The sequence below is a fragment of the Sporosarcina sp. 6E9 genome (genome assembly GCF_017921835.1).
Lineage (GTDB): Bacteria > Bacillota > Bacilli > Bacillales_A > Planococcaceae > Sporosarcina.
This window is the reverse complement of the sequence record NZ_JAGEMN010000011.1, coordinates 1-14345: the sequence shown is the minus strand read 5'-3', so window position 1 is coordinate 14345 and position 14345 is coordinate 1. Positions and strand designations below refer to the sequence as shown.

General features: G+C 38.9%; 13 protein-coding genes and 1 rRNA gene. 5 read left to right on the top strand and 9 right to left on the bottom strand.

Annotation, left to right across the window (positions count from 1 at the left end; translation table 11 throughout):
- Positions 1 to 223: 223 nt before the first annotated feature.
- Positions 224 to 514, bottom strand: coding sequence for a hypothetical protein (locus J4G36_RS18210; protein ID WP_210471840.1), 291 nt, complete (start codon positions 512 to 514; stop codon positions 224 to 226).
- A gap of 811 nt (positions 515 to 1325) precedes the next feature.
- Here J4G36_RS18210 and J4G36_RS18205 point away from each other — a divergent pair.
- Together J4G36_RS18205 and J4G36_RS18200 are read left to right on the top strand one after the other, a co-directional pair.
- Positions 1326 to 2768, top strand: a complete 1443-nt coding sequence (locus tag J4G36_RS18205) for an SIR2 family protein (protein WP_210471839.1) — start codon at positions 1326 to 1328, stop codon at positions 2766 to 2768.
- 37 nt (positions 2769 to 2805) lie between these two features.
- Positions 2806 to 3414 carry a TIR domain-containing protein gene (locus tag J4G36_RS18200; RefSeq protein ID WP_210471838.1) on the top strand — a complete coding sequence of 203 codons (609 nt, stop codon included), beginning with the start codon at positions 2806 to 2808 and terminating at the stop codon, positions 3412 to 3414.
- A 6-nt stretch (positions 3415 to 3420) separates the two neighbouring features.
- Here the strand turns inward: J4G36_RS18200 and J4G36_RS18730 are convergent, their stop codons facing one another.
- Positions 3421 to 3549 (bottom strand): hypothetical protein, encoded by a 129-nt coding sequence (locus J4G36_RS18730; RefSeq protein ID WP_256439624.1) that lies wholly within the window; start codon positions 3547 to 3549, stop codon positions 3421 to 3423.
- Between the two features lie 444 nt (positions 3550 to 3993).
- On the opposite strand from J4G36_RS18730, the gene J4G36_RS18195 reads away from it, so the two are divergent.
- Positions 3994 to 4473, top strand: coding sequence for a toll/interleukin-1 receptor domain-containing protein (locus J4G36_RS18195; protein WP_246880724.1), 480 nt, complete (start codon positions 3994 to 3996; stop codon positions 4471 to 4473).
- A gap of 452 nt (positions 4474 to 4925) precedes the next feature.
- Positions 4926 to 7064 carry a type IA DNA topoisomerase gene (locus J4G36_RS18190; RefSeq protein ID WP_210471836.1) on the top strand — a complete coding sequence of 713 codons (2139 nt, stop codon included), beginning with the start codon at positions 4926 to 4928 and terminating at the stop codon, positions 7062 to 7064.
- 110 nt (positions 7065 to 7174) lie between these two features.
- On the opposite strand, the gene J4G36_RS18185 is transcribed toward J4G36_RS18190, so the two are convergent.
- Positions 7175 to 7687 carry a YcxB family protein gene (locus J4G36_RS18185; RefSeq protein WP_210471835.1) on the bottom strand — a complete coding sequence of 171 codons (513 nt, stop codon included), beginning with the start codon at positions 7685 to 7687 and terminating at the stop codon, positions 7175 to 7177.
- Between the two features lie 171 nt (positions 7688 to 7858).
- Here J4G36_RS18185 and J4G36_RS18180 point away from each other — a divergent pair, with 171 nt between their 5' ends.
- Complete coding sequence (locus J4G36_RS18180) at positions 7859 to 8452, top strand: YkoF family thiamine/hydroxymethylpyrimidine-binding protein (RefSeq protein WP_368668810.1); 594 nt, start codon at positions 7859 to 7861, stop codon at positions 8450 to 8452.
- Between the two features lie 43 nt (positions 8453 to 8495).
- Here J4G36_RS18180 and J4G36_RS18175 read toward each other — a convergent pair whose 3' ends face one another.
- The 6 genes from J4G36_RS18175 to rrf all read right to left on the bottom strand — a co-directional run bounded on the left by J4G36_RS18175 (position 8496) and on the right by rrf (position 14310).
- Positions 8496 to 10598: an MMPL family transporter gene (locus J4G36_RS18175; RefSeq protein WP_210471833.1), complete on the bottom strand. Its 2103-nt coding sequence runs from the start codon at positions 10596 to 10598 to the stop codon at positions 8496 to 8498.
- The gene (locus J4G36_RS18170) at positions 10595 to 10993 is read right to left on the bottom strand and encodes a hypothetical protein (RefSeq protein WP_210471832.1); all 399 of its coding nucleotides are present in this window, start codon (positions 10991 to 10993) and stop codon (positions 10595 to 10597) included. Before J4G36_RS18170 ends, J4G36_RS18175 begins: the two co-directional genes overlap by 4 nt.
- 75 nt (positions 10994 to 11068) lie before the next feature.
- The gene (locus tag J4G36_RS18165) at positions 11069 to 12448 is read right to left on the bottom strand and encodes a sensor histidine kinase (RefSeq protein WP_210471831.1); all 1380 of its coding nucleotides are present in this window, start codon (positions 12446 to 12448) and stop codon (positions 11069 to 11071) included.
- Entirely contained in the window at positions 12445 to 13122 is a 678-nt protein-coding gene (locus J4G36_RS18160; protein ID WP_210471830.1) for a response regulator transcription factor, read from the bottom strand. Before J4G36_RS18160 ends, J4G36_RS18165 begins: the two co-directional genes overlap by 4 nt.
- A 17-nt stretch (positions 13123 to 13139) precedes the next feature.
- Positions 13140 to 13943, bottom strand: a complete 804-nt coding sequence (locus J4G36_RS18155) for a YihY/virulence factor BrkB family protein (protein ID WP_246880723.1) — start codon at positions 13941 to 13943, stop codon at positions 13140 to 13142.
- Positions 13944 to 14194: 251 nt separating this feature from the next.
- A 5S ribosomal RNA gene (rrf, locus tag J4G36_RS18150) occupies positions 14195 to 14310 on the bottom strand.
- Positions 14311 to 14345: the final 35 nt, after the last annotated feature.

Genomic DNA, 14345 nt, shown 5'->3' with positions numbered 1-14345 from the left:
TGAAATGGATTTTACTCATAGTATTTTCCCGCTCCTTCAAGTTAAGTCTAGTATAGCGGGTTTTTTCCATAGAAAAAACCCCGAAAGGGGTCTTTTTTAAAGTGTCCGCTTTTCGGGGTTCAGTTCACACTTTGGGGTGGATTTTATTATACTTGTAACGCCTATTTACTTTATTAATCCCGTCAAGTGCATCGCCTCCTCATTTTTAAGGGAAGTCGATTCTTTATGAACTTTTCAAATTTATATTTTCATCTTTTAACCGATTAATGATCAAGTATTTTATTTCTGCTATATAGCCATTCTCAATTACGATAAGCTTTTCGCCATCATTAAAGAAAAATTCATACTGCCATCTATTATCGCTAGATGAAACTGGTTTGTATATGACTTTCTCAATGTCTTCCCACGGATGCATATGCTCTTTTGATGAGAAAAGTAGGTTATATGAGATCACGTCGGTTCCTATTGCAATGTAGTGTTTGGATGCAACGTAAAAACATAAACCGCTGATCAACAAGGCGCCTATCCCAAGAAAAACAGATGATTTATTTCCCCATAATAGCTAAACAAACAACGCACTTCCAAACAACAATGAAAACCCAATGAAATAAAGAATGTATGATCCGCTTGATACATATAAAACGATGTGCGATGAAGAATGGTGTATTCTGTTTGCTATTGCCCTTGGGACTAACAAAGATAATAATGGCGTTGATAATAATGCCCATTGCAATCGCTAAAAACCATTCCCTACTTTCACTTACTCTATGCATACGCATTGCCCTTTCGAGTAAAGATTTCTCAATTTCGTATATCACACGAAATGTTCTCCTCGCCCCTCTCAATTTTTAGTTCCCTTCCATTACACGTTGCCATCTTTGGATATATCTAACAGTATTTTATCACACCACTATTCTGAATAGGGGGAAGAATATGAAATCGTATAAAGATAGAAGTATGTATGTTAAAATTAATGTTTAACCACTAGAAACTTTGATAGGATCTGAAAATATTTTATCCTACAATAGAAAATTGTTGAAATGCCGATACACATATGCGAGCTTGCACAAAAGTCGAACAAACTTTATATCAATTCAAACCAAACAGAAAGGAGATTGATTCCAAACTGCAACCAGTTAATTTTCTTATGTGGATGTTACGGGTCAATCAATACTATTCTTTAAAAGAATAGTATTGATTGACCCTCAAATAAAATAAGTCTAAAGCAATAAGTAAGGGTGTTTCGAATTTTGTGTTCAGGTCTGACAATTCGCTCGTATTAATTCAAATGACGAAAAGAATATTTTAAGAAAGGATGAGTTAGTTTGAGGTATGATGCAAGTACAAGAGAGTTTTTAAGAACCTACGTGAAGGCAATCCAAGATTCTAATGCAGCAATATTTGCTGGTGCAGGTCTCTCACGTCCATCCGGACATGTGGATTGGAAAGATTTACTACGTGAGGTCGCTGAAGACATACAATTAGATATAGACCTAGAAGTTGATTTAATAGCACTGGCACAATATCATGTCAATGAATTTAACGGACGGGGAAAAATTAATCAGATTTTGATAGATGAATTTACTAAAAGTGTCACTACTACCGACAACCATAAAATTTTATCCCAACTACCTATTGATACATATTGGACAACCAATTACGACCAATTAATCGAATCCAATTTAGAATCAGCAGGTAAGAAAGTAGATAAAAAAATCACATCTGAAAACTTAGGTTATTCGGTATCAGGAAGTGATGCAATTGTATATAAAATGCATGGCGATAGCAGTTTACCTCATGACGCAGTTTTAACAAAAGATGATTATGAAGGTTATGATCAAAAAAGAGAATTATTTAGTACAGCTCTCCGTGGCGACCTAGTGTCTAAGACATTCTTATTTATCGGTTTTAGTTTTGATGACCCCAATTTATCTCAAATTCTAAGTAAAATCAGAATTCTGCTAAATGAGAACACTCGAACCCATTATTGTTTTATGAAAAAGATTGATGCAAATGATTACAGAAATAAAGAGGAATTCCTATACGCTGAAATTAAACAGAAATTAAAAATAAAAGATTTAAAAAGATATGGTATTCAGGTTCTGCTAGTTGATGATTACTCAGATGTGACAGAAATTCTAAACTACATTTCTTCTCATGTAAAAAGAAAAAATATTTTTGTATCTGGTAGTGCGAGCGATTATGGTGAATGGGGTGAGACAAGATCATTTGAATTTAGTACATTATTAAGTAGAGCTTTGATTAAAAACAATTATAATATTGTTTCTGGATTTGGTTTAGGAATAGGGAGCTGTATTATTTCAGGTGCACTGGAGGAGCTTTATTCAAGTCAAAGTAAGAAAGTAGAAGAAAGGCTCAAATGTAGACCATTTCCGCAAACTACAACTGGACAACTCTCGAGATCTGAATTATGGACTCAATATCGCAAAGAAATGCTTTCTAATGTTGGTGTATCTGTTTTTATATTCGGTAACAAGATTGATAATGAAACTAAAACTGTTATCGATGCCAGTGGAATGATAGAGGAATTTAATATCTCTGTAGCAAATGGGGCAATTCCTATACCAGTAGGAGCAACCGGTTTTACATCTAAGGCTTTATGGCAAAAGGTCATGGGCGATTTTGACGCGTACGTGGGAATTGAAGAATTAAAGTCGCTTTATGCTGATTTGGGTGATGAAAGCAAGACGCCGGAGGAATTAATTGAAACTATAATAAAAATTATCAACCAATCATCAAGGCACTAATTCAATCTATTATTGTTTAGACAAAGGGGGAATTCGTTTGGCACGTAAAACCTTTATCTCTTATAAATATTCTGAAGCTAAGGATCTAAGAGAGAGAATTGTAGAAGCTTTAGGAGATGATGCTGAATATTATCAAGGTGAGACTAGCGACTCACCTGATATGTCCGATAGAACAACTGACTACATTAAAGACAAATTAAAGGATATGATTTATTCTACTACCGTTACTATTGTTATAATTTCTCCAAACATGAAATTAAGTAACTGGATTGACTGGGAAATCGAATATTCACTTAAACAAATAAAAAGAAATGACCGTACATCTGGAACCAACGGTGTTTTGGGAGTTGTTATGAAATACAGTGGTGGATATGATTGGTTAAGACCCTCGGTTACAAACTCCGACGGGCATACTGCTATACTAACGAATAACGAATATCTCTACGAAATTGTAAGCCAGAATAGGTTCAACCAGGAGCCCCCTGAATATACTTGTGGTGTGTGTAAAAACGTAAATTCCTTAACAGGCTCATATATTTCTTTGATTAATGAAGAAGATTTTCTTGAAGATCCAAATAAATATATTGAAAACGCCTACGATAAAAGTAAAAATACAAACAATTATAACCTAACAAGAAAAAGATAAAGATTATTATAAATCCATTGTTTCATCCAAAAAAGGTTCTTTTTTATCGTAATAGACTTGAAACCAGCTTTGTTCTTCCTGTTCTTTCAAAAAACAAATTCCTGTTAAATAGAGTTTGGGCCATTTCTTATGCAAGAAAAGCCCCCGATAATGGAAGATCAAGATAGTTGCATATTAGTTCCTTTGCTAGACATCCAATGCCCTGAGTTCAAGTTTTACAGGAAGGGTAGACCCCATAGACTCTCGAGACAACAGTTACATGCTCTCCATAATGAAACGCACGGAATTCAAAATACTCTGCATTTTATTGGAGAAAGGTGATATAATTTGTCAGAACCATCATTCAATTAGGGAGGTAGAAACATGGCTAGATGCACAGCTCCAATAAGAGGACATAACTCAGCGAGTGCCGCAGACAACTGTCCAGCTTGCAGAGGGCGTAATGGCCGCTATGGCGGCTACAGGTCGTACTCGCCCTCATCTTACTCCTCGTCGCTGACAAGTGGGGGCGGTCGAAGCAGCGGCGGAGGTTCCGTCCGCAATTCAAAAACACCTTGGTCAGGAGCAGGTTCGTCCATATTGTACACGCCGGAAGAGGTTCGGGCACTCACACCAGTCCGAAACAGCGTCGAAAATCTGGCAAAACAGCTTGACCTTCGGGACGTCTTCCTCTGCCATGCGTGGGACGACCGGAAGGAGGCCGCCAAGGAGCTGCACGACCTGCTTGAGTCACGTGGTGTCTCCGTCTGGTTCAGCGAGAAAGACGTTGGCCTCGGTGTGCCGTTGCTTCGCGCCATCGACAAAGGCTTGGCAAACTCGAGAGTTGGGATTGTGCTGGTGACCCCTGCGTTACTACGCCGACTCCCAGCAGAGGGCATCGCCGACAAAGAACTTTCGGCACTCCTCGCGGGTGATCGGCTCATTCCTATTGTGCACGAGACAACGTATGAAGCTCTCCGCGAAGTCAGTCCCTTGCTTGGATCGCGAAGCGGCCTAAACACTGTAGAAGAACCAATGGCAGACGTCGCGGCCAAGCTCGCGGAGCTAGTCGCCCTCTAAGCTCTGTTGGTCTACCGAAGTTTGAGTTTGCTGTTCAGATGGGGCTATATGGACTCGGTTACTTGTTGAACGCTGTTGTACTAATGTTTAAACCCAATGCAATTGCATTGGGTTTATTCTTTGTCGGTAATGGAATAAAGTTTTCGGCAACCGACAGCTTCAAACTAAATGGGCCCGTTCGTATTTCAGTGCAGTGTCCTCAGTCTAATCATAAAAAAGATTATTTTGATTCCACAGTTAATTTTGTCGGCATAGATAAGTGTAGTCTAAGTTCCCGACTCATTGCTCGTAAAGAAATCATGCCAGTCACCCAAACAAACACTCTAATACAAAGATATGACAATCTATTTCCATACTTCTATTCTCCATCAACTCCCATTAGAAAAGCTTCCCAATTTATGCGATAATAACAGAACTAACGTTTCTATCATCGAAACCAATGAGGTGTTGTTATGAAAACAGTAATCCTAGCAGAAAAACCATCCCAAGCGAAGGCATATGCCGAGGCTTTCACCGTAAAAAGTCGCCATAAAACACATATTGAGTTGGCGCAAAGTCAACTGTTCCCACAAGGCGCAGTAATTACATGGGGTATTGGACATCTCGTCGAGCTAAAAGAACCGAAAGCGTATGATGCGCGTTGGAATCGATGGACGCTGGGCAGCTTACCAATTTTACCTGAACGCTATGAGTTTCAAGTCGCAAAGGGAAAATATGCGCAGTTTCAAGTCGTTAAGAAGTTCATGCGTGCGGCAGACATCATCATTAATGCTTGTGACGTGGACCGTGAAGGATCGAATATTTTCTACAGCATTTACAACCAGACAGGTGCACGCGAGAAAACAATTAAACGACTTTGGATTAACTCCTTAGAAGTCGATGAAATCCGAAAAGGCTTTATGAATTTGCGTGACAATCAAAAAGATTTACTCCTTTATGAAGAAGCGAAAGCCCGACAAATTAGTGATTGGCTCGTTGGTATGAACGGCTCCCGACTCTATACGCTCTTACTAAAGGCAAAGGGTTATGAACAAGTCTTTCCAATCGGACGCGTTCAATCCCCTACTGTCTATCTGATTTATGAACGACAAAAAGAAATTGAAACTTTCATATCTGAACCGTTTTTTGAAGTTGAAGCCTTATTCACCGCTGAAAACGGTGCTTATAAAGGAAAAGCTAAGGTAAGAACGAAAAAACGGGAAGAGATTATTGAATTACTTAAGAAACACACTATACAACCAAACACGCCAGGGGTTATCACATCCGTTGAGCAAAAAGACAAGCGTATTCCGCCGCCTCAACTCCATTCCTTATCGACTTTACAAGCAACCGCAAACCGTCGATGGAAAATGAGCCCAGCGAACGTCTTAAAAACAATGCAAAACTTGTACGAAAAAAAGCTAGTCAGCTATCCAAGAACCGATTCGCGCCATATCACGACAAGCGAATTTGCTTATTTAGTTGACCAAGTGGAAGACTATCAATCACTTATGAAGCAACCGTTTCCAATTCATTCGCGTCAACCAAAAAAACGCTATGTTGACAACGAGAAAGTAAAAGAACATTACGCCATCATTCCGACAAAAAAAGTGCCTACGGAGGCTGCACTTACAAAGTTGCCGCCTAATGAAAGGAAACTATACGAAGAGGTTGTCCGAACAACACTTGCGATGTTTCACACGGACTATCTCTACACAGAAACTAAAATAACGACAGACGTTAACAAATTATTGTTTTTTACGACAGGGAAAACGGAGCGAGATCTTGGTTGGAAAGTATTATTTCCAAGCTCATCAAAAGAAAAAGATGAGTCATTGCCCCTGCTTCGACAAAATGAGCCCGTAAACAGCAAGATTGGCATTCATGAAGGCAAAACTACACCACCGAAACCGTATACGGAAGGTCAACTCATTACTTTAATGAAAACATGCGGAAAGTTTGTAGAAGACAATGAAGAAACAGAAATATTGAAAGAAATCGAAGGTCTTGGAACAGAAGCAACTCGAAGTGGAATCATCGAAACGATTAAAAAACATGGCTATATTCAAGTCACGAAAAACATCGTATCACTAACTGATAAAGGGCGTATTTTATGCGAAGCCATCGAAGGCGGTCTACTCGCAAGCCCTTCGATGACCGCAAAATGGGAAACCTACTTACGAAAAATCGGCAATGGCGATGGTGCTGCCGATCACTTTTTAAACAATATCGAGAAGTTTCTAGATTCATTGATACAAAATGTGCCTAAGCAGATTGAAACGGCCACTTTCCAAGTTAAATCTATCCCATCGACAGCCAAATCACCAAGAAGAAATGTTGAAGTAGCCCCTTGCCCAACATGCAAAAAAGGCATGATTGTCACACGAAAAGGATTTTACGGTTGCACCGCATACAAAGATGGTTGCAAGCAGACATTTCCAGGTATTTTTCTCAAAAAGAAAATAACAGCAAGCCAAGTGAAATTGCTCTGCACGAAAGGTCAGACGAATGTCATTAAAGGCTTTGTTGCAAAAAACGGCAACAAATTTAACGCAGCATTAAAATTAGACCAGCAAAAGCTCGTCTTAGATTTTGCAAATACACCAAAATAAAATCCACTGAAGTCCTTCATTCTACATAGAATGAAGGACTTCAGTATTTTGAACACAAAAAAAACGCTTGTTAGTGTATCCAAACGTTTTTTCTGAAATAATGATTTTTTTTATTTTTTAACACCGGACTGAATATACGCTTTAACTTCTCCTTCATTCGACAAACTTCTTTTAGGAATTAGATAAGCGCTAATCGCACTATTGTACAGGTAGATAAATTCGTCGTCCTCTTTAACTTCCTGAATCCCTGACCATTTTACGTTCGTTTCTCCGTATGCATTGGATTCAACAAATCCTTCATCCATGAAAATCATTGCATGCTCACCTAATAAAGACTCATTTTTGCCTTCTTTGAACATTTTCCTTACGTTTTTTCGAACATGACGATAAAATAATTTTGGATAAAAAATTACCCATAAAACACTCAGTCCTAAAAAAGGAATAAGCGTGCTCAATAAGTGAAGATCGCCCATAATTGCAAATACGATTGCAACAAAAATGAAGAAAATCGGTGAACCATACCTTTGTATGTTCAATGATTTTAATGCCGTATTAGAGTTCTTAATATGAAACAAATTAAAGTGAATATAGTCTTCTGCCACTAGATTGTATTGGATTTTCATTGATAGTCTCCCTCTAAATTTTCTACTCTTATTTTACCACTTGAACGACCAGTTAGACAGAGTTCTTTCTATTTACAAGCGCAATTTTCTCATCTACAATTGATGCGCTGAATGATATTCCAGAAATAAATACGCACCCAGAAATCACAGTAGGAGGAAATAAAAATTAATATAAATAATGCTAGCGATATAAGTACAATTGTAGGATTGAGGTTTTCACTTCATCCGATGGCGGACAACTTTATAGAGATTATTAAAGGAGCGCTCGCTGAAGCTGATACCTCAAAGGTTTGGATGCATACCGATGACGTCAGCACAGTGATGCGCGGGAAAGATATTCATGTATTCGACACAGCAAAAGCGATTATTCTGCATGCTTCAAAAACGGGCGTACATGTCGCTTTTAACGGGACCTTTTCAAGTGGTTGCCCTGGAAATACAGCAGACAATACTTATTTGGTGAAAGACGCTGTCCCATTAAATGAACTAAAAGTCTCCAGCATGCATCAATATGTATCCACGCAATTCTCTTTGTATCCAATGAATAATCCAGATTATATCTCGGTCATTTACACAGAAGTCGACCGTGCAAAAGAGCGCGGGTTGTTTAATGAGCGCATGGATTACGCGAGTGGGTTGCACGGGGATATTCATGATGTGTTTTCATTCTTAGCTGAGACGTTTGAAAACGCAAGATCCGACGAACATCGCCATCTTGTGATGACAGTGAACATGAGTATCAATAGCCCTTCACACAAAAAGTAATTTGAAAAAAGGTCACTTCCATTACAGAAGCGACCTTTTCAAATTACCTTATTTTCTTTGGCCAAAAACTCCATTTTCCAAGCAATATCAAAATGGCTGGAATAAGCACAGGCCGTACGATAAACGTGTCGATCAAAATACCGAGAGCCATTATAAATCCAAACAATTTCAATTCATCGATGGGCATCGTCGTTAACACAAGGAATGTAGCCGCAAGAATGACACCGGCAGAACTTATCACCCCACCAGTCTTTTCAAGTCCTTTTCGAACTGCATCCTCGAATGGCAATGACTTCATCTCTTCACGAATTCGAGCAATCAGCATAATTGAATAATCGACACCTAAAGCTACGAGAAAAACAAACGTATATAGCGGAATTCGATAGGCAATCGCTTCAAGCCCTAAAAACTTATCAAAGAGAAAAAGTGATAACCCAAGTGTTGCAGCATACGACAGCAAAATAGTTCCCATCATATAAATTGGCGCAATGATTGATTTGGTTTGTAAACCTAGCATAAGCGTAATGAGAATTGTCATGGAAATCATCACAAGCCAAGTATCGCGATTATTGATATCGCGCAGGTCAGCATTTTTGGCGCTTTCACCTGCAATATACAAATCTGTATCGATAATTCCTGCTGCTTTCAAAATTTCCTGACCTTCATCACGAAGCGCTTGCACTGTATCAAAAGCTTCTGCACCATATGGATTTCCTTTAAATGTGACGGAGAACTTCGCACTTTTTTCGTCCTTTGATAGTGTATTTCCTTGCGCTGTCACACTTTCAATTCCACTCTTCTCTTCAACTGTTCCAATGACCGTTTGTAGATCTTCCATGTTAAGTTCCTGTTCCGAAACAAACAATAACGTACCAGGTGCAAGACTACCAGGAGAGAACGAATCTGCAAGTCTTTCATAACCGACACGGGAAGATAAATCTTCAGGGAATGACTCGATTAAATCATAAGACTCTTCCAGATTCGTTACATTCCAAGCCCCAAGCAAAAGCAATAACGTAATTGGAATCGAAAACAAAACAGGTCGTTTCGTTACTTTCTCCGCAACTTTACCCCAAATCGTTTTCTTTTCAATCTTTTCTTCACCGAACTTTGGAATGACCGGCCAAAATGCTCTCCTGTCAATTAATGCAAACAATGCTGGGAGCAATGTCAGCCCTGCAATTAACATAACGCCTGCTGCAATCGCAAAGACCGGGGCAAAGTTACGATACGGTTCGTACAGCGTAAAGAACAATGTCGAAACCCCGAGAACAATCGTGCTTCCGCTAAAGAAAATTGGTTCTTTTACATGACGCATTGTCTCTCGCATAGCTGTATCTGTCGATTCATGTATTCTTAATTCTTCTCGGTATCGCGAAAAGATGAGTAATGAATAATCGGTCACGACAGCAAACAGTAATATCGTCATAATCGAAAGCGCCTGGCTTTCCGCCGTAAATAATCCAGCCGAAGCAGATAAACCGATAAGACGATCTACAACCGCATAAGCAATTGCCGCACCCACCAACGGGATTAATGTTAACAATGGTGAGCGGTAAATAACGAGCAACAATATTAAGATAAGCCCTACTGTAGATAATAAAAGAACGACATCCGCCCGACTAAATAACTCGGTTGCATCAGACGCAATTGCTCCAGGACCCGTCCAGGAGACTTCAATACCTTGATCAATTATCGGATCAACGCGATCTTTTATCGCACTCACTAAATCGTGTAGCTCATTGCCCTCTACATCCTTTTTCAAGGTAAGCGGGACGAAGAATGTTTTCTCATTCTCCGAAAGAAATGTTCTCTGTATTTCCGGATTCATTTTAGATAATGGTAGCGTTTCTACTTCGTCCAAACCAATGCCTTCAAGCGTATCTGCAAAGGTATCAATTTCTTCGTCCGTGACGCCTTCCTCTTTATGAAACACTGCGAAAATCGGCATCCCGCCGTCTTGAGGAAAGTGTTTATCCAATTGACGGTCTGCTATGATTGACTCAACATCCGCTGGCAGGCCTGCATCTTTATTTGCCTGCACAAATTCTTTTCCACCTGGGGCGAGTGCTGACAATATAATCGTCAGACCAATCCAAACACTTACGGACAGCCACCACAGTCGCTTCCCCTTCAATTTAGTCATTTATTAGCATCTTTTTCAGCAAGAAATGTGACTACGACAAACAATGCAAAGCTGACGAGCAGAATTGTTCCACCCACGATGTAAAGTATGAGCGAAAGTGTTTCATTCACATTAAAAGGCTTTAAGAACTGTAACCACATACCAGCCGTTAATCCAGTCGCACCAATAATTGCTGTCCAACCTTGCGCGGTGATTAGTTTGCCTGCGCGAACTTTATAAACCTTATAGAATACGCCCCAAGCAAACATCGACAACCAACCGACTAAAAGTATATGCGCGTGAATCGGTCGAAACGCATACGACCCAGCCCCCGCCATATGTGACCCTAACACTGTTCCGATCAAACCAAATATCGCTGAAATTCGAATAAGTCGCAAACTCCATTTTTCCTGCATACAAAAATCCTCCTATGTTGTTTATGTTATATCCTTATCTTAAACATCCAACATGAACGGAAGATTAACTAGACATTACAATTTCGGCAATGTGATAATAAATGTCGTTCCCCTATCTTTATTACTAACGACACGAATGGTACCATCATGAAGTTTCACAACTTGTTGAACGATCGATAACCCCAACCCGGTTCCGCTAATCTCCTGCGTTCGTGAATTATCTGCCCGATAAAAACGATCAAAAATTCTTTCCTGTTCTTCATCATTAATGCCAATGCCGTTATCTTGTACAGACATGACAATACTGCGCTCTTTCTCCTTTAAACTAATTTCAATTACGCCTTCTTCAGACGTATATTTTAACGCATTGGAAAATAAATTCTCCCATACTTTTTCAAGAAACGCGGGATCTCCGTTAAAATTCACCTCATCTAGATCCATCGATAACGTCATACGCTTCTCTTCCAACAACCACCTATATTTACGAATCGTTTCTTTTAATTGTTTATCCAATCTGAAATTCTTTATGGCAAGCGGTGACGATAACTGATCTAACGAAGTCAAAAGAAGTAACTGTTGCGTCAATGACGAAAGCCTCTCCGTCTCAGATTGAATGACAGACGCATAACTCTGGCGTTTCTCTATGCTAAGACTTTCATCCAAAAGTAATTCGGAATAGCCTTTAATATTCAATAAAGGCGACTGAAAATCATGCGACACATCACTGATGAATTCTTTACGGATTCTATCATTTTCACTCAATTTCTCAGTCATCTCTTGTAAACTTTTTACCAATTGCCCAATTTCATCTTTTCTATTGATATCAAGAACATTTGTAAAGCGTTCATCCCCAATCTTTTTAGTCGCGGCGGTTAAGGCAGTTATTGGATCTATCAACTTTTTAGCAACAACCAACATTGATAATAAACTAATCACCGCCATAATAAGAACCATACCGCCCAAAATATAGTGCACTTCCGTAAATAACATCTTTATATCCGGCCTCAAAAATAGGGCGTACTTACTTCCCTCATACGAAAAAGGAACACCGACCGTATTTGCTAATTCACTCGAAAAAAAACCGGTAACAAAAGTTTCACTCGGCAGATTGCGCATCCCGTGATATGCATTTCCGTTCAACACACCTTCAATCGCACTTTTCGACAGATTTTCCACACGAAAAGGCTCACCATATAAGGTCGCCGTTTTTCCCTCATTCACTACATATAATTTATAACCAGTGGCAGCTTGGGTCTCCAAATACTGTTCAAGATCCAAACCTTCATTTGTCTCGATAAAACTTGCAATGCTTTCAGCAATTCCCATATTCTTTTCGTCATTATATCCTTTTAACACTTGATGATAATATGTATTAACAGCCAAGAATGCAATCAAACTACTTACAATCATAATTGCAATTGTATTTAGTAAAAACTTACCGTATAGCGACTTCATAATGAGTCTACCTCTAACTTATAACCAACCCCGCGAACCGTCGCAATCCGAACTGCCTGGGTTAGTTTCTCTAATTGTCCACGAACCCGTTTAATGTGAACATTCAACGTCTGTTCATCACCTTCATAATCATACCCCCACACACGTTCCAAAAGCAGTTCACGAGTAAAAACAGTATTTGGTCTTGAAGCTAAAACCGACAAAAGCTCAAATTCTTTTAAAGGAAGTAACAAAACCTTATTCCCAACAGACACTTCATAGCTCTGCCGATTAATTGTTAGTGGCCCAGCTTGAATAAATACATCTACAGCTTTATCATATCTCCTTAAAATTGCGTTAATCCGGAACTGTAACTCCTTCGGTTCAAACGGTTTAACAACATAATCATCAGAACCTGCAAGAAAGCCTTTCTCCTTATCTTCAAGTTCCCCTTTCGCCGTTAACAATAAAACTGGAATTTCTGTTTCAGTGCGAATCTTTTTCGTCAAAGTATATCCATCCATCCCCGGCATCATCACGTCAACTACCGCTAGATCAGGAGATTCTTCTTCTATTATTTCAAGTGCCTCAAAACCATTTGAGGCTTTTAAAACACGATATCCGGCCTGCGTTAATTGGATGCTTACAAGTTCTAAAATATTCGGATCATCGTCCACTACTAATACTTTCAACATAATATTCAACCCTACTTTCAATTAGGAGGCTTACGCCATTCAGCATTTAATAAACCAGCAAATAAAATTATAACCGCTGTAAAATAAAACCACAGTACGAGAAGAATGATACCAGATAATTGACCGTATAGCCGTGTATAATCTACTTTTGCGGCATAATCACCAAAGTATAAAGAAAATAGTTGCCAAACCAACGCAGCAAAAGCTGCACCTGGAAGTGCCCCCTTCAACGTTACCTTGCTTGTTGGAACAACTTTATAAAATAATAGAAAAAACGAAAACAAAAACAAAGTCCCTAGTGCCCACTTCAAATTCGGCCAGATGTAAAGCCAAACATGTAAATCCTCAATCGTATCCGAATAAGCAACAAGCTTACGCAATAAACGTACAATAAAAGGAAGAAATAATGACAATGGAATAACAATCATAAATAACAGCGTAATACCTAGGTCCCGAATAATCACTTTCCAAAAAGGTAAAGAACGTACATGACCATAGGCTAAGTCTAAGGATCGACCAAGTGATTGAACAGCTATCGAAGAAATCCAAAACGCCAAAACTAAACTTGTGACAATTAAATTCCCATTGTTTCTTCCTACTATTTCTTGAACACTATTTTCAACTAATTTAAATGACTCGATAGGAATAAACGGTTCTAGGAAGTCTAATAATATTTCGTCATTAATAGGAAATATACTTAACAAGGAAAGTACAAAAATTAGAAAAGGCAACATAGATAGAAGAAGGTAATAAGCAGTCTGAGCTGCCTGGTCAAAAAAACGTTCTTTCATAAAACGAACGATTACATCTTTAATAATCATTATTTTCCTCCTAGGACCTTCATATTTGAAAGTACTACTCTATTCTATTCTGTACGAAGTAATGTAGAAATTACAAGAAATAAACTTAATCTTGAACTGTATACCCTAAAATTAATTTGTAAATAAAAAAGTCATTACCATATAAGGTAATGACTCTTCCTTGCAAAAATCACTCAGAACTAGAGGATTAACCTCCACTAAGATTTTAATACAAAAAAAGCCACTACCATTAAGGTAATGACTCTTTAAGTGCCTAGCAACGTCCTACTCTTGCGGGGGGAAGCCCCCAACTACCATTGGCGCTGAAGAGCTTAACTTCCGTGTTCGGTATGGGAACGGGTGTGACCTCTTCGCTATCGCCACTAGACTACCTGAGCTTGTTCGCTCAAAACCGGATAAAAC

Bases quoted from the DNA above. Each gene is read 5' to 3' on its own strand.
- J4G36_RS18190 (WP_210471836.1), top strand. From the start codon at position 4,926: ATGAAAACAGTAATCCTAGCAGAAAAACCATCCCAAGCGAAGGCATAT.
- J4G36_RS18185 (WP_210471835.1), bottom strand. From the start codon at position 7,687: ATGAAAATCCAATACAATCTAGTGGCAGAAGACTATATTCACTTTAAT.
- J4G36_RS18175 (WP_210471833.1), bottom strand. From the start codon at position 10,598: ATGACTAAATTGAAGGGGAAGCGACTGTGGTGGCTGTCCGTAAGTGTT.
- J4G36_RS18170 (WP_210471832.1), bottom strand. From the start codon at position 10,993: ATGCAGGAAAAATGGAGTTTGCGACTTATTCGAATTTCAGCGATATTT.
- J4G36_RS18165 (WP_210471831.1), bottom strand. From the start codon at position 12,448: ATGAAGTCGCTATACGGTAAGTTTTTACTAAATACAATTGCAATTATG.
- J4G36_RS18160 (WP_210471830.1), bottom strand. From the start codon at position 13,122: ATGTTGAAAGTATTAGTAGTGGACGATGATCCGAATATTTTAGAACTT.
- J4G36_RS18155 (WP_246880723.1), bottom strand. From the start codon at position 13,943: ATGATTATTAAAGATGTAATCGTTCGTTTTATGAAAGAACGTTTTTTT.